We start from the raw sequence: 23,710 nt of genomic DNA, 5'->3' as shown, positions 1-23,710 counted from the left end.
AGAACCTTAATCTACATTATCATGCAGAAACCGGTTGTCGCCCAGCAGCTCATTATCATCTGATAAGTTGAACCGGGAAATGTCGCGCTCATTTGATGGCGTCACGTTCTCCAGCTTTACGTGGCGGCGCAGGTAGGCGGGCGTTTCCAGCTGGTCCTTGATGGCGTCGTTGGTGAGGCCGTTGCTCAGGTCCTGGAGGCGGCGGCGGCGCTCGTCGGCGCGGGCGTCGAGGGTGGGGCGCGGGGCGGCGGGTGCCGACGGCGGGGCCGGCTGCTGCACGGCTACCAGCTCCGGGGCCGGCGACGACGGCGCGGCTACCGGCGGCACGTAGTTCGAGGCCGATGTTTCCAGATCGAAGGTTACTTTGGGCGGCTCGACCGGAGCGGGGGCCGGCACGGGCACCGGCGCCGGTGCGGGCGCGCTGAACGTGGGCACCACGGGCGCGGGGGCTTCCTGGCGGTCCTGGTCGAAGAGGTTAATCTGCGGATCGGGCTCGGGCTCCGTTTTATTGTTCACAAAGCCCGTATTGATGGTGTGCGCGTCGCGGGCGAAGCCCGTGGCAATCACCGTCACGCGGATGCTTTGCCCCAGTGTTGCGTCGATGCCGTGGCCGAAAATAACCTCGGCATCCTGGCCAGCTTTGTTTTGGATGTACTCCGTGATTTCGGTCAGCTCGTCCATCTCCAGCTCGGCCTGGTCGCCCGACATGATGCTGAGCAGGATTTTCTGGGCCCCGTGGATGTCGGTGTTGTTGAGCAGCGGTGAGGCCAGGGCTTCCTCGGCGGCGCGCTGGGCGCGGTTTTCGCCGTCGGTGATGCTGCTGCCCATCACGGCCGCGCCCGAGTCCTTCATGACGGTTTTCACGTCTTCAAAGTCCACGTTCACCTCGCTGGTCACGGTGATGATTTCGGCGATGCTCTTGGCGGCCGTGCTCAGCACGTTATCGGCCTTGGCGAAGGCGGCGCGGATGGGCAGATTGCCAAAAATCTCGCGCAGCTTATCGTTCAGAATCACGAGCACCGTGTCGCAGTTCTCACTCAGCTCCTTGATGCCGTGCTCGGCCTGCTGCCGCTTCTTTTTGCCCTCAAAGAGGAAAGGCGCAGTCACGATGCCCACGGTCAGGATGCCCAGCTCCTTGGCCACTTTGGCAATTACGGGCGCGGCCCCGGTGCCCGTACCACCGCCCATACCGGCCGTGATAAACACCATGCGGGTGCCGTTGCTGAGCAGCTCGCGGATCTGCTCGCGGCTCTCGATGGCGGCCTGCTTGCCCCGCTCGGGGTTAGCGCCGGCCCCGAGACCCTCGGTCAGGTCGACGCCGATCTGCAATTTGGTGGGCACAGTACTGCTGTGCAGGGCCTGCTTATCGGTGTTGCAAATGACGAATTCTACGTCCTTGATGCCCTGGCTGAACATGTGGTTCACGGCATTGGACCCGCCGCCCCCCACGCCAATCACCTTGATGATGGACTTGGAAGTGGACGGAATATCGAATTTATAGTTCATGCTATTTCAGTTTTCAATGAGAGAAATACGCTCGTCATCCTGAGGAACGAAGGACCTTATGCCAATTGAACGATGAATCACTGATGACTTATTCAGGTGTGATAAGGTCCTTCGTTCCTCAGGATGACAGACGATTTTATCGGTCGGCGTCTATCATTGACCTTAATACTGCTTGTCGTCAAAATCGTCGATCAACAAACCTTTGGTGCGGCTGATGATATCCTGGAAAAACTTGCCGGCCCCGGAGGGCTTTTTAGGCGCGGGTGGCGTCTGGGGGGCTTTTTGGGGCGCGGCGGGCATAACAGGCGCTTCAGCGCGTGGCTCAGGAGCCGCCCGATACACCTGCTCCTCGGGCTCGTAGCCGCGGCTTACGCGCTCGTCGATAGAGCGGTAGCCGGCCAGCACCAGACCCACGGAGGTGGCGTACATCGGCGATTTTACCGCTTCAATGCGGCTCTTGCCCAGGTGCTCGTTGGGGTAGCCGATGCGCGTATCCAGGCCCGTAACGTACTCGGTGAGCTGCACCAGGTTCTGAAGCTGGGAGCCGCCGCCCGTCAGCACGATGCCGGCGGCCAGCTTGTCGGCGTGGCCGGTGCGCTGAATCTCGGCGTACACCAGCTCCACGATCTCCTCCATCCGGGCCTCGATGATGTGGGCCAGGTTTTTCAGAGAAATCTCCTTCGGTGCCCGGTCGCGCAGGCCCGGAATGCTCACGATTTCGTAGTCAGAGGCTTCCTCGGCAATGGCTTTGCCGAACTTCACCTTCAGCTGCTCGGCCTGGTTCTGCATCACCAGGCAGCCCTGCTTGATGTCGCTGGTCACGATGTTGCCGCCGAAGGGCAGCACGGCCGCGTGGCGAATGATGCCGTCTTTGAAGATAGCCAAATCAGTAGTGCCGCCACCGATGTCGATCAGGGCTACACCGGCTTCTTTCTCCTCATCGCTCAGTACCGACATGCTTGAGGCCAGCGGCTCCAGAATCAGGTTATCAATCTCCAGGCCGGCCTTGGTCACGCACTTATTGATGTTATTGATGGCGGTGCTCTGGGCGGTAATAATGTGAAAATTACCTTCCAAGCGTACACCCGACATGCCTACCGGATCCATGATACCTTCCTCGTAATCCACCTTATAATCTTGGGGCATTACGTGGATAATCTCGGAGCCGGGTGGGGTTACCAAACGATACATATCGTTAGTCAGGCGGTTCACGTCATCGACGGTAATCTCGCTATCCTGTGAAGCGCGCGTGATGCTGCCATTATGCTGCAGGCTCTTAATATGCTGGCCAGCAATGCCGACATTGACCACGCCGATATTGATACCAGATTGCTCTTCTGCCTGCCGGATAGCCTTCTTAATAGCGTCGACAGTTTTGTCAATATTGGATACAATACCGCGCACTACACCCTCCGACACGGCTTTACCCATGCCGAGGATCTCAAGTTTGCCAAACTCATTTTTGCGCCCTACCAGGACGCAGATTTTGGTGGTGCCGATGTCGAGGCCGACTACAATTTTATCGTTTTGCATGGGGTAGGTACTGGCAGGGTTTGCGGGAAGTTGCAGAGTGTATCTAAAAAAACGCTATTTAGGGCGCTTGGAGGGCCTTTTTAGGCGTTACAGAGAGTGTATAGTTATTCGCAAATGATCTGGTCTTTAAACTCGACGTTGACACGGTGGTAGGTATCCCATCCTAAAACTGGTGGAATTTGCCGGTAAAATACCATTAGTTTCGCGAATTTTTCTGAAATATTCTCTGGAAACCCAAATTCTACTCGTTGATCTCCTATTTGTTGGGTAAAAGCAAGCTTGCCGTTGGCCCCAATAAAGACCTCGGCTACCTGCGCCCGCCAAAACGGATGCTCATCAATGTAGCGCAGCACCTCAAGGTAGCGGCGGCCCGTGGAGTCGCGGAAAAAGGTAGCGGGCAGCGGAATACCGCCCTGGCGCGCTACAGGTACCACCCGCGCGGTGAACAAAGGTGAAAGCGGCAGCTCATGCCCTTCGGCGTCGAGGTAGCTGTCGCGGCGAGTATCGGCGTGCACGAGGCGGGCGATAGGGCGGTTCTGGCGCACATCGGCGTGCAGGTTACCAGCCAGGTCGCGGTATACCTGCGCTTCGCGCACGAAGCTGTGCGCTTTGAGACGCGCCTCCAGCGCTTTCAGGTTTACGTCCTCGGGGCGGGCCCCCTCCAGGCGCTGGTTGCCATCGCGGGTGAGCAGCGCCGTCACTTCCTGCTCGCTGATGAAGTAGTTATTCGACTCGTTGCTGATGGTCACGATAACCCCACCCACGGGGCGGCTGGCCTGGCGCACACCGGCAAACACGGCCAGACCGCTAAGCAACAGCAGGCAGGCGGTCGCAAACAGGTAATTTTTGGCGTTAGGCTTGAGTTTCATGCCAGCGGCTGGTTAAAATGGTTTGTAGCTGAGGCACCAGCTGATCAATATCGCCGGCTCCAACGGTAGCCAGCACGTCGAAGTCATCGTCGGTAGCAACAGCCCTCACGGCTTGCTCCCTGGTCTGCAAAGACTTTTTCGGAGCCGTTATCTGAGATAGAATCAGCTCGGAAGTTACGCCCTCGAGGGGCAGCTCGCGGGCCGGATAGATGTCGAGCAGCACCACTTCATCGGCCAGGCTCAGGCTCTGGGCAAAGCCCGGCGCGAAGTCGCGGGTACGGGTGAAAAGATGGGGCTGAAAGATGACGCGCAGACGTTTCTGCGGGTACAATGCCCGTAAGGAACGCAGGAAAGCCTCTATTTCGCGTGGATGGTGGGCATAATCATCCACATACACCTTATTTTTTGTGGTTACGATAAACTCAAACCGCCGCTTCACGCCCCGATAGGCAGCCACGGCAGCGGCAATTTTATGGGCCGGCACGCCTTCGAGCTGGGCCGCGAAAATGGCCCCCAGCATATTCTCCACGTTGTGGAAGCCGGGCACCGTGAGCTGCAGATCAGTCAGGTTGCCGAGCGGGCTATGCACGTCGAAGCGAAACTCGTGGCCGTGGGCTGTCACGTTGGCCGCGTACAGATTTGCCTCCGGCGTGGCTTCTAACCCATAATGAATGACCTGCACGCCGGCCGGTACCGCGGCGGCCACGCGGGCGTCGGCGGTGTGGTTGAGCAGCAAGGTACCGCCAGGCTTTATCTGCCCCGCAAACTGGCGGAAGGATTCTATTAAAGCTTCCTGCGTGCCGTAGATATCGAGGTGGTCGGCGTCGGTGCTGGTGACGATGGCTACGTCGGGAAATAAAGTCAGGAAGCTGCGGTCGTACTCGTCGGCCTCTACTACCACGGGCGTGGGTGGTACTACGACTTTTTCTGTCGTAGTACCACTATCGTTGCTAATGGCTGCGCTACCAGTCTGTTCTACGATAGTGGTACTACGGCTTTGAGCCGTAGTACCACCTCGGCCAGCTGGTAACAATAGATTTGACCCCAGATTCACGGAAATGCCCCCCAGAAAAGCCGAGCAATCGACGCCCGCGTGGTGGAGCAGGTGGGCCAGCATGGAGGACGTAGTGGTTTTGCCATGGGTGCCGGCTACGGCAATGGTGCGCTGGCCCTGCGTGAGCAAACCCAGCACTTGGCTGCGCTTACGGATATCGTAGCCCTTTTCACGCAGCCAGGCCCACTCCTGATGGCCGGCGGGAATGGCGGGCGTGAGCACGACCAGCGTCTGGGGGGCATTTTCGCGCACCGCGGCCGGAATATTTTCTACCGCGTCGGCGTAATGCACGGCAATGCCTTCGGCTGCCAATGCCTCGGTAAGCGGCGTGGCAGTGCGGTCGTAGCCGCTCACCTGGTGACCGTTAGCTTGAAACCACCGCGCCAGCGCCGACATGCCAATGCCGCCGATGCCAAGAAAATAGACATAAGGAAATGCGGCTACGGGGTTCATCGGCGGTCCATAATAGTAAGCAGCTCGTCCACGATGGCGGCCGTAGCGTCGGGGCGGGCCAGCTGGCGCACATTCACGCTCAACTGGTGCTGACGGGGTTCATCAGCCAGCAGACTCAGGGCTTCATCGTAGAGGCGGGCGGGCGCCTCGGCATCGGTGATGAGCAGGGCCGCCTGGCGGCGCACCAGGGCCATGGCATTTTTAGTCTGATGATCCTCGGCCACATTGGGCGATGGCACCAGCAAACTAGGCTTGCCAGTGAGGCACAGCTCCGAAACCGATAAAGCACCCGCGCGCGACACCACCACGTCGGCGGCGGCGTAGGCCAGATCCATGCGCTGCACGAACTCCAGGGCCCGGATACCGTCGGCGGCAAATGGGGCGGCCTGCTCTTGGGCCGTGGCGTGGTACAGCTTGCCGGTTTGCCAGAGCAGTTGCACGTCGGCGGCTTGCAGGCGTGCAAGCGCAGCGGCCGTGGCTTCGTTCAGGGTGCGGGCACCTAAGCTGCCGCCAATTACCAGCAGGGTTTTCTTAGTAGGCGAAAGGCCAAAAAACGTTAGCGCTTCGGCACGGTCACCGGACGCAATTTCGGTGCGGACGGGGTTGCCGGTGAGTACAATCTTATTTTTTGGGAAAAACTTTTCCATCCCCTCATACGCCACGCAGATACGATCTACGCGCCGACCCAGCAGTTTATTGACCAGACCAGCATAAGAATTCTGCTCCTGAATAAGCGCCGGAATACCACGCGAAGCGGCAGCCAGCAGAATAGGAGCCGACGCATAGCCGCCAACACCCACCACAGCTTCGGGGCGAAATTTCTCGATGATTTTACCCGCTCTTTTAATACTCCGAATCACCCGCAGCGGAAACAGCAGATTCTGTGGGGTCAGGCGGCGCTGCAAGCCGCTGATGTCAAGGCCCACGATGTCGTAGCCAGCCTCGGGCACGCGGGTCATTTCCATGCGGCCGTTGGCACCTACAAAAAGGATTTCAGCCTCCGGCTGCCGCCGCCGCAGCTCATTAGCAATAGCCACCGCCGGAAAGATATGCCCCCCCGTGCCCCCACCGCTAATAATAATGCGGTAGGGCGCGGGATGTGACGAAATAAACTGGAGGTTCGACTTGGGCATGTAAGCGTAGGCTGTACTTATAACTGTGTAGAGTAACCTATGCAGTTAAGCGTAGGCTGTCTTCTTGGGAATCCGGGCCGTATCCTCCGGCTCGCCCGTCATGGGGCGGATTTCCCGCTCCCCACGGCTCACGCTCAGGATAATGCCGATGCTGATACCCGTGAAAATCAGAGAGGTACCGCCCATACTCAGCAAAGGCAGCGGCAGACCGGTAATTGGTCCCAGACCTACGGCCACGCCCATATTCACCATCGCCTGCAAGACCAGACTAAACGTTAGTCCGGCCGATAAAAGCCCCCCAAAGGCTCCGTAGCTATGAATTACGGTATTCAGGCCCCGATACAGAAAGGCGAGGTAAAGAAATAACACCACTACGCCCCCGATCAGGCCATATTCTTCAATAATGACGGCGTAAATAAAGTCGGAATACGGGTGAGGCAGGATGTTGCGCTCGGTGCTTTTGCCGGGACCTTTGCCGCTGAGGCCGCCGGTAGCAATGGCGATGTAGCTGTGCTCCAGCTGAAACGGCACGGGCTTGCTCTTGTCGGTGAAGCTCTCAATACGCGTGAGCACCGTTTTGTAGCGCTGGCCCGAGGAAAGCCCGATACCACCCACGACAGCGCCGATGAGCACCATCACGGCCATCTGCTTCAGCGGCACGCGCCCGATAAACATCAGCAGCAGGCAGGTGGCAAACAGCAGCAGCGCCGTGGAGGCATTACTCATGATAATAATACCGCAGATAAGACCCACCCACAGCATTACGGGCAACAGCGTCGTTTTGAAATCCTGCACATGCTGCTGGCGACGGCTGAGCATACTCGCTAGGTGAGAAATCAACGCCAGCTTGGCCAGGTCGGAAGGCTGGAAGGTTTGGTTGATGACCGGAATAGTGAGCCAGCGCGAGGCCTCGTTTATATTCGAGCCCATAAAGTAGGTAAACAGCAACAGTGGCACCGACAGCAACAGCGCGTACAGCGACAGGCGCGAGTAGTACCGGTAATCGATACGGTGAGCCAGCCACATAAACGCCAGGCCCACCACGATCAGACCCGTGTGCTTGATCAGGAAGTACTCCGTATTGCCGCCCATCTTCTTGTAGGCCAGCGTGCCGGTAGCCGAGTACACCACCGCGATGCTGATAAAAGAAAACAGCAATACAATGCCCCACAGAATAGGGTCACCTTTGAGGTTGCGTTGCAGCCAGAGTTTGACGGGTTCCATAAATCGCAGATTAAGCTGGTTTCGCTGATTCGTTAGCTGTCAATTTTTCCACGGCGGCAGCAAATTGCCCCCCGCGGTCTTCGTAGTTTTTAAACAGGTCGAAGCTGGCGCAGGCGGGCGAGAGCAGCACCACGTCGCCGGGCGCGGCCAGGGCGGCGGCGCGGCGTACGGCGGCTTCAATGCTTTGCGTTTCCTCCAGGTGCGGCACTACGCCGCCGAAGCTGGCTTTCAGCTTTTCATTATCTACGCCGAGGCAGATCAGGGCTTTGGCTTTCTGTCTGGCCAAAGGCAGCAAGGAGGTGTAGTCGTTGCCTTTGTCGGTGCCGCCGGCAATCCAGACGATGGGTTGTCGCACGCCGTCCAGGGCAAACCAAGCGGCTTCTACATTCGTGGCCTTACTGTCGTTGATAAACTTCACGCCGTTGTGCTCACCAACTAACTGGAGGCGGTGGGGGGCATTTTTGAAGGACACCAAGCCGCTTTCAATCTGCGCGGGCGATAAACCTGCTACGCTGGCCGCGAGAATAGCCGCCGCCATATTCTGCTGATTGTGCTGCCCAATCAACGGCGAGTTGGCCACTTCGATGTGCTCAATTTTACTCGCTGGCCATTCCGGTAAGTGCACCTGTAAGCTTCCATCCGGTCCGTACCAGGCGGCCATGTTCTTATTAGCCTCGTTAAGATGCTGATCAAACGCCAACGCATTCTCGTGAGCCGCTGAAGCCGCTACTGCTTTCCGCGTTTCCGGGTCGTCGGCATTATAGATAAAGTAGCGGCTCACATTCCGGGCGACCCGCATTTTAGCCGCCGCATAGCTTTCCAGCGAGTAGTCGTAACGGTCGAGGTGGTCGGGGGTAATATTGAGAAGAATGGCTAGCCAGGGGGCAAAATCGTGGGTGTCGTCGAGCTGGAAGCTGCTCAGCTCCACCACATAGTAGTCGTGTTTATCTGCCATCACCTGCTCGGCGAGGCTGTAGCCCACGTTGCCGGCCAGGCCCACGTTATAGCCCGCTTCTTTTAGTAAATGATAAGTGAGCAGCGTGGTTGTGGTCTTGCCGTTCGTGCCGGTGATGCAGATGCACTTCGCTTGGGTGTAGCGCCCGGCCAGCTCGATTTCGGAGATAATAGGTATGCCTTTTTCGCGCAGGGCTTGAATGACGGGGGCCTTTTCCGGGATGCCGGGGCTTTTCACGACTTCATCGGCTTGCAGAATAGCTTCCAGCGTGTGCTGGTTTTCCTCGAAGCGGATGCCGGCCTGGGTTAGCTTTTTCTTGTAATCTGGCTTGATCGCGCCCCCGTCGGACACGAACACAGTGTGGCCTTTGGCTTGCGCTAACAGCGCCGCCCCTACTCCACTTTCCGCTGCGCCTAATATTACAATGTGCATAGTTGTTCAGGAAGAGGTTCCCGCAGAGGTACGCTGAGGTTTTCGCGCAGGAACGCAGAGGACGACCTCCGCGACCCTCCGCGAAACCACTGCGTACCTCTGCGGGAAACGACGTTTGCCTTATCCATACTAGCGTAGTTTCAAAGTAACCAGCGTAAACACGGCCAGCATAATACCCACAATCCAGAAGCGCGACACGATTTTGGACTCGTGGTAGCCCAGCTTCTGGTAGTGGTGGTGCAGGGGCGACATCCGCAGCAGACGCCGGCCTTCGCCGTACTTGCGCCGCGTGTATTTGAAGTAGCTGACCTGCACGATAACCGAGAGGTTTTCAATCAGAAACACCCCGCACAGCACCGGTATCAGCAGCTCTTTCCGAATGATAAGGGCCAGCACCGCGATGATGCCGCCGATGGCCAACGAGCCTGTGTCGCCCATAAAAACCTGGGCCGGGTAGCTGTTGTACCACAAGAACCCCACGCAGGCCCCCACAAAAGCCGTACAGAAGATTACCAGCTCCCCGGAGTTGGGAATAAACATAACATCCAGGTAATCAGCTAGTAGTGCGTTTCCACTCACGAAGGCAAAAATGGCCAGCGTGATACCGATAATGGCGGAGGTGCCCGCCGCCAAGCCGTCGAGGCCGTCGGTGATGTTGGCGCCATTGCTGACGGCCGTGATGATCAGGATGACAATAGGAATGTAGAGGAAGCTATAGAGGCCGTTGAAGTAGGGGCCGGCGTAGGCGAAGAGGTTGCCGTAGTTCAGCTCGTTGTTTTTGGCGAAGGGAATGGTGGTAATCATCAGCTTCACATCCTGATACACCGTGCTGGCATCCACGGCCGACAACTGCCCGCTGGGCAGCAGGTACTGACGCACGGTCACCTCATTGCTGAAAAACAGCACCCAGCCTACGGTAATACCCAAGCCAATCTGACCCAGCACTTTAAAGCGCCCACTAAGGCCTTCCTTATTCTTCTGAAACACCTTGATGTAATCGTCCAGAAACCCGATCAGGCCCAGCCAAACCGTGCTCAGCAGCATGAGCACGATGTAGATATTGTCGAGCTTGGCAAACAGCAGCACGGGCACCAGAATAGCCAGAATGATAATCAGACCGCCCATAGTCGGGGTGCCTTTTTTCTCCAGTTGGCCCTGCAAGCCCAGGTCGCGGATGCTTTCGCCCACCTGCTTCTTTTGCAGAATGCGAATCAGGCTTTTGCCGAAAACTTGCGCAATCAGCAGGGAAGTAATAACGGCCATAGCCGCCCTAAACGAGATAAACTGAAACACGCCCGCCCCCGGCAGATGGTAGTTTTTACTGAGGTACGTGAAGAGGTAATAAAGCATGGGCGCGAGAGTCAGCGGGTAGAAAGCGGCGTTAGGCCAAGTTGCAAAGGTTTAGCTTTTTGGGTTGAGGTCAAAGGTTGTGTTTTCGGGTTTTTGGTGTAACGCGAATGTCATGCGGAGCGGTAGCGAAGCATCTCGCTGGTGGTAGTGGGAGCACTAATCCTGCGTCAGCCCGCGAGATGCTTCGCTACCGCTCTGCATGACGGCCTGTTTCATTTATTCAGCAAATCAAACATCTCCTGTAGTACCTGTTTATCATCAAATGGCCCCCGTACGCCCTGCACCTCCTGGTAAGTCTCGTGGCCTTTGCCGGCTACCAGCACAATGTCGCCGGGCTGGGCCAGGGCCACGGCCGTTTTGATGGCCTCGCGCCGGTCGGGAATAGTAAGGACTTTGCCCAGCTCCTGGGGCTGGACGCCGGCCTGCATCTGGGTCAGAATAGCGTTAGGGTCTTCGAAGCGCGGATTGTCGGAGGTGAGCACCACGCGGTCGGAGCCCTTGGCGGCCAGGTTGGCCATTACGGGGCGTTTGGCCGCGTCGCGGTTGCCACCGCAGCCGACTACGGTAATCACCTGCTGGCTGGGCTGGCGAATCTGGGCGATGGTGGAAAGCACGTTTTCCAGCGCGTCGGGCGTGTGGGCATAGTCCACGATGCCCGTCACGCGGGTGCGCTCGGCCACGATGGGCTCGAAGCGGCCCGGCGCCGAGGTGAGGCCCGATAGTATGGTGAGTACCTCCGTGGGGTCTTCGCCCAACAATACGGCGGCCCCGTACACGGCCAGCAGGTTGTAGGCATTGAATACGCCAATGAGCCGAAACTGCACCTCGCGGCCGTCTATTTCCAGGTGCAGGCCGTGCACGGCGTTTTCCAATAGCTTGGCCCGAAACGTAGCCAGACTGCGCAACGAGTAGGTTTCGCGGCGGGCGACGGTGTTTTGCAGCATCACCAGCCCGCGCTTGTCGTCGGCGTTGGTGAGGGCAAAAGCATCTTTACCGAGCTGATCGAAAAAGCCCTTCTTGGCCTTCAGATACGCATCAAAGGTGCCGTGGTAGTCGAGGTGGTCGTGGGTGAGGTTGGTGAAAATGCCCCCCACGAAGCGCAAACCCGTCGTGCGGTGCTGCACCACGGCGTGGGAGCTGACTTCCATAAACACGTAAGTGCAGCCGGCGCGCAGCATGCGGGCCAGCAGCTCGTTCAACCGAATAGCGTCGGGTGTGGTGTGGGTAGCCGGAATAACTTCCTCGTCAATCTGGTTTTGCACTGTGGAGAGCAGGCCCACGCGGTAGCCCAGCTCCCGGAACAGCTTGTGCAGGAGCGTGGCGCAGGTGGTCTTGCCATTGGTGCCCGTCACGCCTACCAATTGAAGCTTTTGCGAAGGATGACCATAAAACGCCGCCGCCATGTAGGCCATAGCCTCGGCGCTGTCGGGTACCTGCACGTAAGCAGTAGCCGGGTCGAGACTGGGGGGCAAATTTTCGCATACTACCACCGCCGTACCCTGGGCCACTGCTTTGTCGATGAACTGGTGGCCGTCGGTTTGGGCACCGCGCAGGGCAAAGAACACCATCCCCGGCCCCGCCAGCCGCGAGTCCAGCGTGAGGCCCTGCACGGTCGCAGCGGCTGGGCCATGCTGCGCCTGCACCGTTACGGCGGTCAGCAGGTCGGCGAGGGGTTGCGCTATGGGAGTTGAGTTGGTCAATGGGTTGGTTACTGACTGTGGTGGTAGAGCCTCATTCCCTAACCCCTTCTCCTGGGGAGAAGGGGTTAGGGAATGAGGCAATCATTTATACCTTTTTCTTATCCTTACTTACTTCCGGTTTTTTCACTTCTATCGGGCCGGTTTCTTCCTCCAGAAGCTTCTTTTTGAGTTGTGCTTGCCGGAGCAGTAGCTTGGCGCGCTGTTTGGCCGGATCAGGGTCGGCAGGTGTCAAGAGCTTGTTTTCTACCAATTTGGTGCGGGCGGGTGGTGGCTGGGGCTTCGTGCCCGCCATAGCGCCAATGGGCTGCAATTCCAGTAGCAACACGGTGCCGCGCCGTAAGGGCGTGCCGGCCGCTACCGACTGCCGCTGCACCCGGCCGCTACCCACGGCTTGTACCCGCAAGCCTCGGTTTTCAAGTAAAAACAGCGCATCGCGCAGAGTCATGCCGCTCACGTCGGGCACCTGCCCGCGCCGCACGGGCTGCACCTGCCAAGCCAGGGAACGGGTATTGGTATCTGCCCGCACCCACTCCTCGCCCGCCGCCTGCGACTGCTGATTCACGCCCAGCTTCTCGCACACCAGCGTCAGTTCATCCTGCAAGCCCACCTTCACCACGGGTATCTGCGTCTTGTTGAGCGGTACCCGCGCCAGCAAGGGGCGCTGACTGGCAATGTCGCGGGCCATAGCTTTGTCGGCCACCTCGCGGAAAACCGGCGCCGCCACGTCGGAGCCATAGATGCGGCCCCGCTTGGGCGAATCAACCACCACGATGCAGCTGTACTTGGGCTTATCGGCCGGAAAGTAGCCGCAGAAGCTGGTGGAGTAGGTTTTGGTGTACTGGCCATTTTTGAATTTCCAGGCTGTACCCGTTTTGCCTGCAATGCTGAAGTCGTTCGATTTGATGGCTTTGGCTGTGCCCTGCAGCACCACGCCTTCCAGCATCGCGCGCACCTTGCGCAAGGTTTCCTCCGAGCAGATTTTGGGGTTTAATATTTTAGGCTCAAACTCCTCAATCACCTTATCCGCCTGCCGTATTTCCTTTACGATGATGGGCTGAACTTTCACACCGTCGTTGGCAATGGCGTTGTAAAAAGCCAGCGTTTGCAGGGGGGCCAGTTTCAGCTCGTACCCGATGCTCATGGTGGTGAGCGAGGTGCGGCTCCAGCTCCGGTCGGTGGGGTCTTTCACGTAGGGCCGCGCCTCGCCGTGCATCTGAAAGCCCAGCGGCTTATCGAGCCCAAACTTCTTCAGATAATCGGTGTACTTATCGGGGCTTTGGTGAAAATGGTCGTGTACCAGCTTGGCTACCCCGATATTGGAAGATTGCTCCACCACTTTCTGCACCGAAATCTTGCCGTTGGCGTGCGAGTCGGTTTTCACGGCCCCGCCGATGTACATGCGGCCATTGCCGGTGTCCACGATGTCGGTGAGCTCCAGATCGGGATTGTCTTCAAACAGGGCCATCATCGATGCCAGCTTGAACGTGGAGCCCGGCTCGGTACGGCCCTGGTCGGCAATAGCGTAGTTGTAATCTTCGCGGTACACGCCATCGGCCGCCTTGCCCAGGTTGGCCACCGCCTTAATTTCCCCCGACTGCACTTCCATCAGAATCACGCAGCCATATTGGGCGTCATTGTCTACCAGGGACTTGTAGAGGGCATTTTCGGCCACATCCTGAAGGTTGATATCAATGGTGGTCTTGATGTCGTAGCCAGGCAGCGGCTTTATTTCGGTGCCATCATAAATGGGCTTATTACCCCCCGGCAGGCGCTCAAACAACGCTTCGCCGTCTTTACCGGCGAGTTGACTGTTATAGGTAAACTCCAAGCCCGCTCCGTTTTTATCTTCGTTCAAAAAGCCCACGGTCCGCTGCGCCAAGCCGCCGAAAGGCCGAAAGCGCTTATCTACCTTCTCGAAAATAACGCCGCCTTTGTTCTTGCCCGCCCGGAAAATGGGCCACTGGGCCAGCTTCTTTTTATCCTGATAATTGATCTGCCGCGAATTCAGGCGCAGGTAGCGCACTACCTCTTTCGAGTTCTTCGCGTTCATCAGCTTACGTCGGTACTCCTGGGCGGAGCGGTCGCCGAAAAACCGCGACAAAAGCAACGCCAGTGAATCTACATTACTGCGAAACAGCTGCTTATCCACCACGCTCGGGTCCCAGGCGACGCGGTAGAACGGCAGTGAAGTGGCCATAATACTGCCGTTGTCGGACAGAATAGTGCCGCGCGTGGCGAATACCGGCTGATACACCACCCGGCGTTCCTGCTCCAAAGCCCGCCATTTGTCGCCTTCATGAAACTGAATTCGCGACACCTTCCATACGATGGCGGCTGAAAACAGGCAGACGCCCAAAAACGCCAGCCGCACCCGCGTAACGATGGATTTTTTAACGTTGCCTTTCAAAGTAGTACGTGTGTTTCGCGTTTAATTAAGACTCCGGGGGCTTTTTTCCACCCCTAAAACATATGCAGGCCGAAGCCCGCACTCAGGACTTTATTCTTGGACTTCACTCTGTACTTCAGCCAGCGCTACCGAATCGGCGGCAACCGTAGCCAGTGAGTCGCGCACGGCACGCGCCATTAATGAGTCGGCGGTGATGATAGGTAGCTTATCCAGCTCGGCCTCATCGAGGCGGCCAGCGGGCACCGTGATGCGGAAGGGCGGCGAGGAGCTTTCGACCAAGCCATAAGCAGCCACCTTGCGGGCTACCTCGCTCTGCTTGCTGGCCTCCATGTAATCCGATTTCAGGGTCGTGTAGTCAGCGCGCAAGTCTTCGGTTTCCAGCTTCAGCTTCTGGATGTTGCGGTTCATGCGGTAGCCGTAGTGTGTGTTGCCGATGTAGAGCAAGGTCAGAAACATGATGAACAGCACGTGCGGCAGGTAGTGCACCGGCAACCCTTCCCGAAACAGGCCATCCATGCGCGTGATGCGTTCCAGCAGCGTAAACACACTCCAGGTGCTGCGCGGCTTTGGCGGGCGCGGCACGGCGCGCGGCGCTTCTTCCTCCACGGGCAGCGACTCGAGCACGGGAGCCCGCACGGGCTCCGGCGCGACCACGACAACCGGCCGGGGCACGTTGGCGCGGGGCGACGCAACAGGTGGTTTGATGGTATTTATTGCCATATCAACTCTTAGCTTTTTCCTGACTTCTCTCCGCGATGCGCAGCTTGGCGCTGCGGGCGCGGCTATTCTCCGCCACTTCAGCGGCCGACGCTTCCACGGGGCGGCGCGTGAGCACGGTAAAGGGCGTGTGTTGGTGGCCGTAAAAATCCTTTTCGACATCGCCGAAAAACTTGCCTTTAGCCATAAAATTCTTCACCAGCCTATCTTCTAAAGAATGATAGGACATGACCACCAGCCGACCACCCGGCCGCAGCACCTGTGCCGTTTGCAGCAGCATTTCCTGCAAGGCCGCCAACTCATCGTTTACTTCAATGCGCAGGGCCTGAAATACCTGGGCCAGATACTTATTCTCCTTTCCTCGCGGCGTACAGGGCGCAATGGCCTTTTTCAACTCGCCGATGGTGCGCACCGCCTGCCCGCGCCGGGCTGTTGCCAGCGTATTGGCCAGGGTGCGGGCGTTGGTTACTTCGCCATACATCCCAAAGATGCGGTGCAGCTCGGCCTCCGAATACTCGGCCACTACCTCGGCGGCCGTGCGGTCGGCATCGGGGTCCATGCGCATATCCAGGGGGCCATCGAAGCGAGTACTGAATCCGCGCTCGGCCGTGTCAAACTGGTGCGACGACACGCCCAGGTCGGCCAGCAGACCATCGACGGGCAGCGCGCCGTGGGCAGCCAGCTCCTGCTGCAAGTCGCGGAAGTTAGCGCGGATAAACGTAAAGTTGGGGCTGGCTAATGCGGCAGCTTCTTGCTCAGCATCAGCATCCTGATCGAAGCTGTAGAGGTGGCCGGTGGTAAGCTTTTCTAGGATGGGCCGGGAGTGGCCGCCGCCACCAAACGTAACATCTACGTAGCGGCCGTCGGGCTGTATTTCTAATGCTTGCAGGCACTCGGCCAGCATCACGGGGCGGTGGTAGGCCGCGCTGTTGGTGGGCTGCACGGCGCTCATGCGGCCTGTTGCCCCGCGGGGGGCGTTTCGGTAGACAAAAATTTCTGCGCCAGCTTGGAAAAGCTCTGCTGGTCTTTGATCAGGAACTCATCGTAACGCTCGGGGTCCCAGATTTCGCAGCGGTTGCCCAGCCCCACGATGATGGCTTCCTTCTCGATACCGGCGTAGCGCAGCATGGTGCGCGGCAGCATAAAGCGGCCAATGCTATCGAAATCGACCTCCGTCATGCCACGGAAGAAGTTGCGCTGAAACTGCCGGTACTCCTCGTTAAACTCGTCCAGGGCCATCACCTTCTCATGAATCACGCGCCAGGCAGCGCGCGGGTATAGCACCAGGCAGGGCTCGAAGCCACGCACCAGCACCAATTGATTGCCCGAAGCCTCCGGCAGATTCCCCTTCACCTTGGCGGGCAGCACCAAGCGCCCTTTCGGGTCAAGCTTGCACTCGTATTCGCCAGAGAGAAGATTCATAGGGAGAGATCAGACCCGTGGACCCTGAGAAAGGGGGGTTAGCAAAAGTACAGATTGCCTAGCAAAAGGCAACCACGATTTACCATTTTCTACCACTACTCAAAAAGCCCTTTTCAATGTACTGGGGGGCTTTTTTTAGAAACTAAAACTGTTTTGAGCAGAAAAGTGGTAGCGTGTGGTAGACCTTTTGCCAAATTGGCAGTCCTAATTTCCGCATGACCTGAAGACCTTCAGACGCCAGGTTTGATCTGCACATTAGATTTTCTGGGGCCTGTTGGTTCATGAAAAAGGGGTACAGACGATCAATTCTGATGTGTCATCTCAAATGCTTACGGTCACCTATCGCCCCAATAAGACCAATCCCGCAGCCTTCCGAATGGCCGTACAGCGTGCCGACTACGCCGCTGATGCCCAGCCTGCCGACACTTGTACCTATGATAAGCTGCCCGAGGGCTGCATGAAAACCAACGATATACACACCGATGGTGCCACGTACTAATATCATAAAGTCCAACAAAAAGCCCGAACCAGGAATGGCTCGGGTTTTTTGTTGAACTTTAATTTCAGAGATGCTTTAATGCGTTTTTGTCGCCCACCGAATCTATAATCCATCTTAGATAACGACCAAGTAAGTGCGCTCAGAGAACATTACAACTTTTCCTGCAATACTTACAAATTAAGATTCTATCCAAATAACGCTTATATATATTTTCTTATGCTGGAGATATACCAATAGGGGGTAAAAGTCGATTAGCGGGCCTTTTTTAGGGTTGAGACATAAAATTAGTATACCAACTTTATTCCTAATTATCTAAATCTTATTATATTCACACCCCACTAATTATCAAATTTCCATTTATGAAGATCAGTTGTCTGCTTCTCGACGACGACCCGCTGGTACTGGAGTTGTTGCAGGCGTATATAGCCATGACGGATGTACTGGAAGTAAAGGCTGTATTTACCGACCCGTTGGAGGCCCACAGCTATCTTACCAGCCACGACGTGCAGGTACTGTTCTCCGATGTTACGATGCCCCACCTCAGTGGCCTCGATCTGGTACGTGCCCTGCGTCAGCCGCCATTGGTGGTCCTGATGACTTCCTTTCCACAGTACGCTATGGAAGCCTTCAACCTCGACGTGATTGACTTTTTGTTAAAGCCTATTTCTCTCGACCGTTTTTTGCGCTCCGTGAGCAAAGTAGTGAGCTTAATCCGCAACTCTTCGTCAAGCGAGGCTGAGATTTACGAACAGATTCTGCGACCGGGCTCCTTCTTTATTCGCACGGATTCCCAGTTTGTTCGCCTACACTACCGGGATGTGCTGTATATGGAAGCTCTTAAGGATTTCACTAAAATCAATACCGCTGACGGGCGCACTCATCTAACACTAGTCAACCTCAAGAATCTGGAAGAACAATTACCCACTGGCATGTTCGTGCGCACGCACCGCTCTTACTTAGTCAACGCCAACCATATCGAGTCAGTAAGCACCCAAGAGGTGCGGGTAGGCGGCCATAACTTACCCGTGGGGCAAACCTACAGGGAACGCCTGACGGAAGGTATTATTGGCCGCTCGCTTATCCGGCGGCAGAATTAGTGTTCCGACTAACTCCCATGATCTGGGTTACGGCGGGTAAGGTAAACCGGAAGATCGAGCCTTGACCTACTTCACTCTCGAAGGACAGCTTCCCCCCATTACGCTCCACAAAGTCCTTGCAGAGCACCAGCCCCAGACCAGTACCTTTCTCGCGGGCCGTTCCGAGTGTGGTATGAGGCCCACCCTGTCCGAAGATTTTTTCCCGGTCGGTACTGGCAATACCTATACCTGAGTCGGTGACCGTAATTTCCCACATAGTGCCCAGGGGCTGAGCAGCCACCGTTACGGTACCCGTGGCGGGCGTAAACTTGATAGCATTCGCCACTAGATTGCGCAGCACTAGTCGAATCATGTTCAGGTCGGCCTGAACCACGCAGGGCTCTTCCACGTGGTTAAGCAGGTAAATTCCTTTTCGTTCGGCATCACTGAGAAGCAGAGACAAAGTTTCTTCCACGGTTTCGTCGATGTATACTGGTTCAGGGCGGATGGCCTCCCCTCCCATTTGCGCCGCTGACCAATTCAGCAAGTTGTCGAGCAAGCTCAGAGTAGTATCTAGCATGCGGCTAAGCCGTTCGGAGTGCACCGCGAGCCGCTCGGGCGGCAGCGCCCCCATATTCAGCAGAGACAGCATTGAATACAAAGAGCCCAGCGGACTGCGCAAATCATGCGAAATCACGGAGAAAAGCGTGTTTTTGGTGCGGTTTAACCTTCCCAGCTCATCCCGCTGAGCCTGAATATCTACGTTCTGCTGCTGCAGCAAGCCATTAAGGCGGCGATGGCGGCGGCGACTACGATACAATACCGTAGCTAGCACTATCAGCACTGCTGTTCCTGTCAAGAGCACATTACGCAACAGTTGCTGACGGCGCAGCTGGCTGGCCTGAATCTGCCGATCTTTAGTCAGGAGCTGAATCTCTCGCTCTTTCTTTTCGGTTTCGTAACGAGTCTGCAGTTCGGCTACCTGCGCCGAACGCTGCTCGGCAAACACGCTGTCCTGCAAATCAGCATAATGACGCAAAGCCTCTAGACTCAACGCATATTGGTTGTCACGCTGGTAGAGGTTTGATAGCGATTGATAAATGCTACTGACTCGGCTAAGCGCGCGCGCTTGCCGGGCTAGAAGCAGGGCTTGCCGCAGGTAGGCGCTGGCTTGCTCATGATTACCAATTGAATCGTGGGCAGTAGCTAAGGAATGCAGCAGGTCAGCGACATAGTCCGGAGCCGTGGTGGGGGGCAAATTGGTAAGCGCCTGCGTATAAAAGCCCATTGCCACCTCCTGGTTGTTCATAGCCTGATATACCTGCCCAATGCTGGTAAGCGTCTGGCCCGTGCGGGCACTATCCTGATACATTAATGCCTTGCGGTAAGCACGTTGCAGATGATACAGGGCGCGACTATAATGGCGCTGCTGGCGGTGCACATTGGCCATATTGTTCATGGCCACTATCGTCTGGTACTCGTTGCCGACCTTTTCCCAGGCTACTAGCGCCTGCTCGTGGTTTTTCAGGGCCTGCGTCCATTTAGCCTCACTGGCATATAAATGACCTAGCAATTCATGTCCTTGCGCCACGCCAGCCAGGTTCTGGAGGGCAGTAAATGACTTTAAAGCGAGCAGATAGGTCTCGCGCGCCTTGCCGGTATCGCCCTGGCTGAACTGGGCACTACCCAAGGCGTAGCGAACGGTGGCAGCGCTGTAGGTATTTCGCGTACGCACATGGTGGCGCAGCGCGGCAGCAAAGTGTGGTACCGCCTCATCATAGCGGTGCAGTGCCTCAAAAGCGCTTCCCAACCGTAGCTGCGCGATAGCTGTCTGGGGGGCATTTTTTGCTTTAGTGGCAGCTTCCAAAGCAAGTTTGGCCTGCTTCAGGGAATTCAATGGATCGGCTACAGCAACCGGGTGACTGGCTTGCTGATGCTGTTGCGAAAAGGTGAGCGGCGCTGAACTCGCGGCGTGCGCGGTAGTAGCCACGCCAGCATAGATTAATAATACTATGACGGCCGTGCCCGAGCAGTTGGCTGACTGGCCCAATAAAGCACCCACTCTCTGCCTTGCCCACGATAAATCCGTCTTTTTTAGGCACACCTGCACTATCTGAGCCCGGCGGGCGCAAGTGGATATCAAAGTGCTGAAAACGGTGGTAACTAGCAAAACATCAACCCGAAACACTATATAGCGCTAAGTTGGTATTTTTTTAGTTAGGAAAAAATAGTAATAAAAATTTTCCTTACAGAAAAAGGGCCTCATGATCTTTTCAAGGCCTAAATACACTCGATTATGAATAAAAACATTTTGTTTTAAAACATAACTATTTAAATATAAACTCTTGGCATAATTTGAAAGACAGGCTATAAAAAAAGGCAGGGCGCAGAGCAGAAATCTACATCAAAAACTACTACTCCGCCTCTTCTTTAGCCTGCCATAGCCGCCACCAAGGTAGGTACGGCTGATCGTGGTGTTCATAGTGGTAGCCAAAGAAATAACAGCTCGTGAAGGCCCATAAGTGGTGACGAAACTGGCTGCGTGACTTATGCGGATTGTGCTCGGTGTGCTCGCCACGGTGGGGCAGATAGGTGCCAAAAAAGAATAGCTGTACCGTGGCCAGTATCGCTGGTATCATCCAGAAGGCAATGACATTGGCCTGCGGAAAAAACAGCTTTAGCGCGTTGTAGGTAGCTGCCATGAGCGCTACCTGCCACCACGTAACGTAGTTCCAGGCAAAGCGCGCCAGCCAGGGCAGAAAGCCCGGATGACGACCATCGTGAAAATCGGGGTCGTCGGGGGTGCCGACGTGGCGGTGGTGCTGGTGGTGCTTGGGCAGCATCCGGGGAAACCAGTTGAAGGCAAACAGCAGCGCCGCCGCCGTGCCCAAGCCGTCATTCAGGCGCTTATTGGCGCTGACTACGCTGTGCATAGCGTCGTGGGCGGTGATGAACAGGCCGGTGTACAGGTGCGTTTGGAGTAGCAGCAGCAAATAGGGCCACGGCGTACGCCAATCCGGCTTATAAGAAGCCAGCAAAAACGTCAATAAAGCCCCCCAGGCCAGTAAAATACATCCCGCAGCCAGCACACCCTTATTACCGACCGGAGCTGGCTTCAGGCGAGTAGCAGCAGGATGAGCAGAGGCGGTAGCGTGCATTAAGTATTGCTAAGTTGATGTAAACCGGACGTTTGCTCTTGCAGACGTAGGGCCTTCTAAAGACCAAATACTAGTTTATAATTCCTTCCACAATGGGTTTAAAGCGCCAAAAGAGTATCGCGCACGTCCTCCATCAGCCACATTGGCGTGCTGGTGGCCCCGCAAATCCCGACCGACTGGCCCGGCTCAAACCAGCTGGCGCAGATTTCGTCCACCTTCGAAATAAAATGGGTTTGGGGGTTGGTATCCTTGCAAACCTGATAAAGCACTTTGCCATTACTGCTCTTGGTGCCCGACACAAATACAATCTGGTCGAACTGGGCGGCAAACTTGCGCAGGTCCTTATCCCGGTTGCTTACCTGCCGACAAATAGTATCATTGGCGTTGATGGCGTAGCCGCGCTGCTCCAGCTCACCCTTGATGCGGTAAAAGCTGTCAGTGCTTTTCGTGGTCTGGCTGTAAAGCGTGATGCTGGGGGGCAATTCGTGGCCCAGCAGCTCGTCCAGGTTCTCAAAGACGACCGCATTGCCGCTGGTCTGGCCCATTAAGCCGCGCACTTCGGCGTGGCCGTGCTTGCCATAGATGAAGATCTGCTCCTGCTTGTCGTAGCTGGTTTTGATGCGGTTTTGCAGCTTGAGCACCACCGGGCAGGAAGCATCAATCAGGATCAGGTTGTTTTCAAGGCCCGTTTGGTAGGTGCTGGGCGGCTCGCCGTGGGCCCGAATCAGCACTTTCTCGTTGCGCAGTTGAGCCAGGGTATCGTAGTCGATGATGCGCAGGCCTCGCTGCTCAAGGCGCTCTACTTCCTCGTCATTGTGCACAATATCGCCGAGGCAGTACAGGTAGCCCTGTTCTTCCAGAATATCCTCGGCCATTTGAATGGCATAGATAACGCCGAAGCAAAAGCCAGAGTTGGGGTCGATATGGACGCTCAGATGGTGCGGCATAAATCGGTAACCAGGAAAATGGCCGGAAGGTTATGGGCCGAAACGTGCCCTGTTGATAAGGTACGCAATAAGTTGGGCTCGTAGTTAAGCTCACGACGTGTAGAGGCTGATTAACTGTCTTCTACAATTTGCAAAATCCTCTTTTTTCCGCAAATGGAAAACAATAAGATTAAGCAGTCGTGCGCGTTGGAAGTCACTGAGTAGTGTAGCTTTGAAGCCTGATTTAAGGATTTAAGTCAGTAATCGCCATCCATCTGCCATCCTTACCTCCTGCTACCTCTTGGTTCGCTCTTTTCTTTCCATCACGCTGCTTCAACTACTAGCATTCGTTTCGGCGGTCCCGGCGCTTTGGCGCACCGCCACTACCGACGCCGATGTGCCGGCCAGCCATGCCATCAGCGGCAGCGTCGCCAACCTGCGCAACGCTCGCGGCACTTGCTACGTGTCGCTCTACAATCGCAAAGAAGGATTTCCGGGTAAGAAGTCGGTGGCCACCCAAAAAGTGCAGCTGACAGCTAAGGAGTGCGTTTTCATCTTTGATAAGCTGCCCAAAGGCGACTATGCCATAGCTGCCTACCACGACGAGAACAACAACGGCCGTCTCGACACTAACTTCATCGGCCTTCCCACTGAAGGCTACGCATTTTCTAATAATCCGCGCGCCACGATGGGACCGCCATCTTTTGCCGAGGCGAAAATAGCGGTGCATGGCCCCCGCGTGAAGGTGCAGCTCGCGATGAAGTATTAGGTTCCGGGCTTAGGCCGTCAGTTGCTCCAATTCCTGCGCCTGCTCCGCACTTACGTGGCCCCGGCCTATCAGAAAACCGCGCACCGTATGGAACGCCTCCGCATCGAGGCCAGACTGCGGATGCTGCCGCAGCGCATCCAGCAGATACTGCCGATCTTCTTCTACGTGCGGGCTCAGGCCCAGGAAAGCCGGGATATTGCTTTCCACGCTGAAGCGCAGAAACCGAACTTCAGCATTGTTTGAGTCGGCGGCCGCGGCTTGTTCGAAGATGCGGGCGGCCGCCTGGGCATAGGTCAGCTTATTGAACATGGAAGCGTCGCGCGCCCGGATGGCTTCGGCAGCGGCTTTGTAGGCGAGTGGCAAGGCTTCATTGCCTTGGTAGCTACTTGTAAGCTGATAGAACTTCTCAGCGGCCGCTTTATCGGCGGCGGCTTGCTCGTAGTGGCGGCGCAGGGTGGCGAGGTCGTAGGAAGAATGCATAGAAGGTGTGTGGGTGGGTGATGAGTAATAAAAAGCCCCCCAGACAG

Annotated in this window: 20 protein-coding genes; 3 read left to right on the top strand and 17 right to left on the bottom strand. The window is 56.6% G+C overall.

The features are described 5' to 3' along the window. Positions 1 to 6: 6 nt before the first annotated feature. From ftsZ to mraZ, 13 genes are all read right to left on the bottom strand, one after another. Positions 7 to 1,506 carry a cell division protein FtsZ gene (ftsZ, locus tag B9A24_RS07925; protein ID WP_084444638.1) on the bottom strand — a complete coding sequence of 500 codons (1,500 nt, stop codon included), beginning with the start codon at positions 1,504 to 1,506 and terminating at the stop codon, positions 7 to 9. Positions 1,507 to 1,668: 162 nt separating this feature from the next. Continuing rightward, positions 1,669 to 3,039, bottom strand: coding sequence for a cell division protein FtsA (ftsA, locus tag B9A24_RS07920; RefSeq protein WP_084444637.1), 1,371 nt, complete (start codon positions 3,037 to 3,039; stop codon positions 1,669 to 1,671). 104 nt (positions 3,040 to 3,143) lie between these two features. Further along, entirely contained in the window at positions 3,144 to 3,908 is a 765-nt protein-coding gene (locus B9A24_RS07915; protein WP_084444636.1) for a cell division protein FtsQ/DivIB, read from the bottom strand. Then, a complete protein-coding gene (locus B9A24_RS07910; RefSeq protein WP_084444635.1) occupies positions 3,892 to 5,415 on the bottom strand; it encodes a UDP-N-acetylmuramate--L-alanine ligase in 1,524 nt (507 codons plus the stop codon). Before B9A24_RS07910 ends, B9A24_RS07915 begins: the two co-directional genes overlap by 17 nt. After that, positions 5,412 to 6,548 carry an undecaprenyldiphospho-muramoylpentapeptide beta-N-acetylglucosaminyltransferase gene (gene murG, locus B9A24_RS07905; RefSeq protein WP_084444634.1) on the bottom strand — a complete coding sequence of 379 codons (1,137 nt, stop codon included), beginning with the start codon at positions 6,546 to 6,548 and terminating at the stop codon, positions 5,412 to 5,414. The genes B9A24_RS07910 and murG overlap by 4 nt, the downstream gene beginning before the upstream one ends. A gap of 45 nt (positions 6,549 to 6,593) precedes the next feature. Further along, positions 6,594 to 7,772 (bottom strand): FtsW/RodA/SpoVE family cell cycle protein, encoded by a 1,179-nt coding sequence (locus B9A24_RS07900; protein ID WP_084444633.1) that lies wholly within the window; start codon positions 7,770 to 7,772, stop codon positions 6,594 to 6,596. Positions 7,773 to 7,782: 10 nt separating this feature from the next. Next, positions 7,783 to 9,159 carry a UDP-N-acetylmuramoyl-L-alanine--D-glutamate ligase gene (murD, locus tag B9A24_RS07895; protein ID WP_084444632.1) on the bottom strand — a complete coding sequence of 459 codons (1,377 nt, stop codon included), beginning with the start codon at positions 9,157 to 9,159 and terminating at the stop codon, positions 7,783 to 7,785. Between the two features lie 129 nt (positions 9,160 to 9,288). Then, entirely contained in the window at positions 9,289 to 10,509 is a 1,221-nt protein-coding gene (gene mraY / locus B9A24_RS07890; protein WP_084444631.1) for a phospho-N-acetylmuramoyl-pentapeptide-transferase, read from the bottom strand. 212 nt (positions 10,510 to 10,721) lie between these two features. Beyond that, complete coding sequence (locus tag B9A24_RS07885; protein WP_394334634.1) at positions 10,722 to 12,209, bottom strand: UDP-N-acetylmuramoyl-L-alanyl-D-glutamate--2,6-diaminopimelate ligase; 1,488 nt, start codon at positions 12,207 to 12,209, stop codon at positions 10,722 to 10,724. Positions 12,210 to 12,294: 85 nt separating this feature from the next. Further along, positions 12,295 to 14,616: a penicillin-binding protein gene (locus B9A24_RS07880; protein WP_084444630.1), complete on the bottom strand. Its 2,322-nt coding sequence runs from the start codon at positions 14,614 to 14,616 to the stop codon at positions 12,295 to 12,297. A gap of 90 nt (positions 14,617 to 14,706) precedes the next feature. Continuing rightward, entirely contained in the window at positions 14,707 to 15,336 is a 630-nt protein-coding gene (locus B9A24_RS22265; RefSeq protein WP_200813881.1) for an FtsL-like putative cell division protein, read from the bottom strand. Between the two features lies 1 nt (position 15,337). After that, positions 15,338 to 16,285, bottom strand: a complete 948-nt coding sequence (gene rsmH / locus B9A24_RS07870) for a 16S rRNA (cytosine(1402)-N(4))-methyltransferase RsmH (RefSeq protein ID WP_084444629.1) — start codon at positions 16,283 to 16,285, stop codon at positions 15,338 to 15,340. Further along, positions 16,282 to 16,755, bottom strand: coding sequence for a division/cell wall cluster transcriptional repressor MraZ (gene mraZ / locus B9A24_RS07865; RefSeq protein WP_084444628.1), 474 nt, complete (start codon positions 16,753 to 16,755; stop codon positions 16,282 to 16,284). Before mraZ ends, rsmH begins: the two co-directional genes overlap by 4 nt. A 325-nt stretch (positions 16,756 to 17,080) precedes the next feature. On the opposite strand from mraZ, the gene B9A24_RS22030 reads away from it, so the two are divergent. Beyond that, complete coding sequence (locus tag B9A24_RS22030; protein ID WP_159451982.1) at positions 17,081 to 17,254, top strand: hypothetical protein; 174 nt, start codon at positions 17,081 to 17,083, stop codon at positions 17,252 to 17,254. Between the two features lie 359 nt (positions 17,255 to 17,613). Then, positions 17,614 to 18,351, top strand: a complete 738-nt coding sequence (locus tag B9A24_RS07860; protein ID WP_084444627.1) for a LytR/AlgR family response regulator transcription factor — start codon at positions 17,614 to 17,616, stop codon at positions 18,349 to 18,351. Here the strand turns inward: B9A24_RS07860 and B9A24_RS07855 are convergent. The 3 genes from B9A24_RS07855 to B9A24_RS07845 form a co-directional block, all read right to left on the bottom strand. Beyond that, complete coding sequence (locus B9A24_RS07855; RefSeq protein ID WP_143434824.1) at positions 18,332 to 20,320, bottom strand: tetratricopeptide repeat-containing sensor histidine kinase; 1,989 nt, start codon at positions 20,318 to 20,320, stop codon at positions 18,332 to 18,334. The genes B9A24_RS07860 and B9A24_RS07855 overlap by 20 nt on opposite strands. 424 nt (positions 20,321 to 20,744) lie before the next feature. Then, complete coding sequence (locus B9A24_RS07850; RefSeq protein WP_084444625.1) at positions 20,745 to 21,488, bottom strand: fatty acid desaturase; 744 nt, start codon at positions 21,486 to 21,488, stop codon at positions 20,745 to 20,747. Between the two features lie 98 nt (positions 21,489 to 21,586). Beyond that, entirely contained in the window at positions 21,587 to 22,435 is an 849-nt protein-coding gene (locus B9A24_RS07845) for a 4-hydroxy-3-methylbut-2-enyl diphosphate reductase (protein ID WP_084444624.1), read from the bottom strand. 280 nt (positions 22,436 to 22,715) lie between these two features. On the opposite strand from B9A24_RS07845, the gene B9A24_RS07840 reads away from it, so the two are divergent. Then, positions 22,716 to 23,183 carry a DUF2141 domain-containing protein gene (locus tag B9A24_RS07840; RefSeq protein ID WP_200813880.1) on the top strand — a complete coding sequence of 156 codons (468 nt, stop codon included), beginning with the start codon at positions 22,716 to 22,718 and terminating at the stop codon, positions 23,181 to 23,183. Between the two features lie 9 nt (positions 23,184 to 23,192). On the opposite strand, the gene B9A24_RS07835 is transcribed toward B9A24_RS07840, so the two are convergent. Then, positions 23,193 to 23,663: a hypothetical protein gene (locus B9A24_RS07835; protein ID WP_084444622.1), complete on the bottom strand. Its 471-nt coding sequence runs from the start codon at positions 23,661 to 23,663 to the stop codon at positions 23,193 to 23,195. Between the last annotated feature and the right edge of the window lie 47 nt (positions 23,664 to 23,710).

The sequence above is a fragment of the Hymenobacter roseosalivarius DSM 11622 genome (assembly GCF_900176135.1).
Lineage (GTDB): Bacteria > Bacteroidota > Bacteroidia > Cytophagales > Hymenobacteraceae > Hymenobacter > Hymenobacter roseosalivarius.
Note: the sequence above shows the minus strand (reverse complement) of the source record. Positions and strands in the feature narration are given on the sequence as shown.

Bases quoted from the DNA above. Each gene is read 5' to 3' on its own strand.
- mraY (WP_084444631.1), bottom strand. From the start codon at position 10,509: ATGCTTTATTACCTCTTCACGTACCTCAGTAAAAACTACCATCTGCCG.
- B9A24_RS07915 (WP_084444636.1), bottom strand. From the start codon at position 3,908: ATGAAACTCAAGCCTAACGCCAAAAATTACCTGTTTGCGACCGCCTGC.
- B9A24_RS22265 (WP_200813881.1), bottom strand. From the start codon at position 15,336: ATGGCAATAAATACCATCAAACCACCTGTTGCGTCGCCCCGCGCCAAC.
- B9A24_RS07835 (WP_084444622.1), bottom strand. From the start codon at position 23,663: ATGCATTCTTCCTACGACCTCGCCACCCTGCGCCGCCACTACGAGCAA.
- B9A24_RS07900 (WP_084444633.1), bottom strand. From the start codon at position 7,772: ATGGAACCCGTCAAACTCTGGCTGCAACGCAACCTCAAAGGTGACCCT.
- murD (WP_084444632.1), bottom strand. From the start codon at position 9,159: ATGCACATTGTAATATTAGGCGCAGCGGAAAGTGGAGTAGGGGCGGCG.
- rsmH (WP_084444629.1), bottom strand. From the start codon at position 16,285: ATGAGCGCCGTGCAGCCCACCAACAGCGCGGCCTACCACCGCCCCGTG.
- murG (WP_084444634.1), bottom strand. From the start codon at position 6,548: ATGCCCAAGTCGAACCTCCAGTTTATTTCGTCACATCCCGCGCCCTAC.
- B9A24_RS07910 (WP_084444635.1), bottom strand. From the start codon at position 5,415: ATGAACCCCGTAGCCGCATTTCCTTATGTCTATTTTCTTGGCATCGGC.
- ftsA (WP_084444637.1), bottom strand. From the start codon at position 3,039: ATGCAAAACGATAAAATTGTAGTCGGCCTCGACATCGGCACCACCAAA.
- B9A24_RS07860 (WP_084444627.1), top strand. From the start codon at position 17,614: ATGAAGATCAGTTGTCTGCTTCTCGACGACGACCCGCTGGTACTGGAG.
- mraZ (WP_084444628.1), bottom strand. From the start codon at position 16,755: ATGAATCTTCTCTCTGGCGAATACGAGTGCAAGCTTGACCCGAAAGGG.
- B9A24_RS07845 (WP_084444624.1), bottom strand. From the start codon at position 22,435: ATGCCGCACCATCTGAGCGTCCATATCGACCCCAACTCTGGCTTTTGC.
- ftsZ (WP_084444638.1), bottom strand. From the start codon at position 1,506: ATGAACTATAAATTCGATATTCCGTCCACTTCCAAGTCCATCATCAAG.
- B9A24_RS07850 (WP_084444625.1), bottom strand. From the start codon at position 21,488: ATGCACGCTACCGCCTCTGCTCATCCTGCTGCTACTCGCCTGAAGCCA.
- B9A24_RS22030 (WP_159451982.1), top strand. From the start codon at position 17,081: ATGCTTACGGTCACCTATCGCCCCAATAAGACCAATCCCGCAGCCTTC.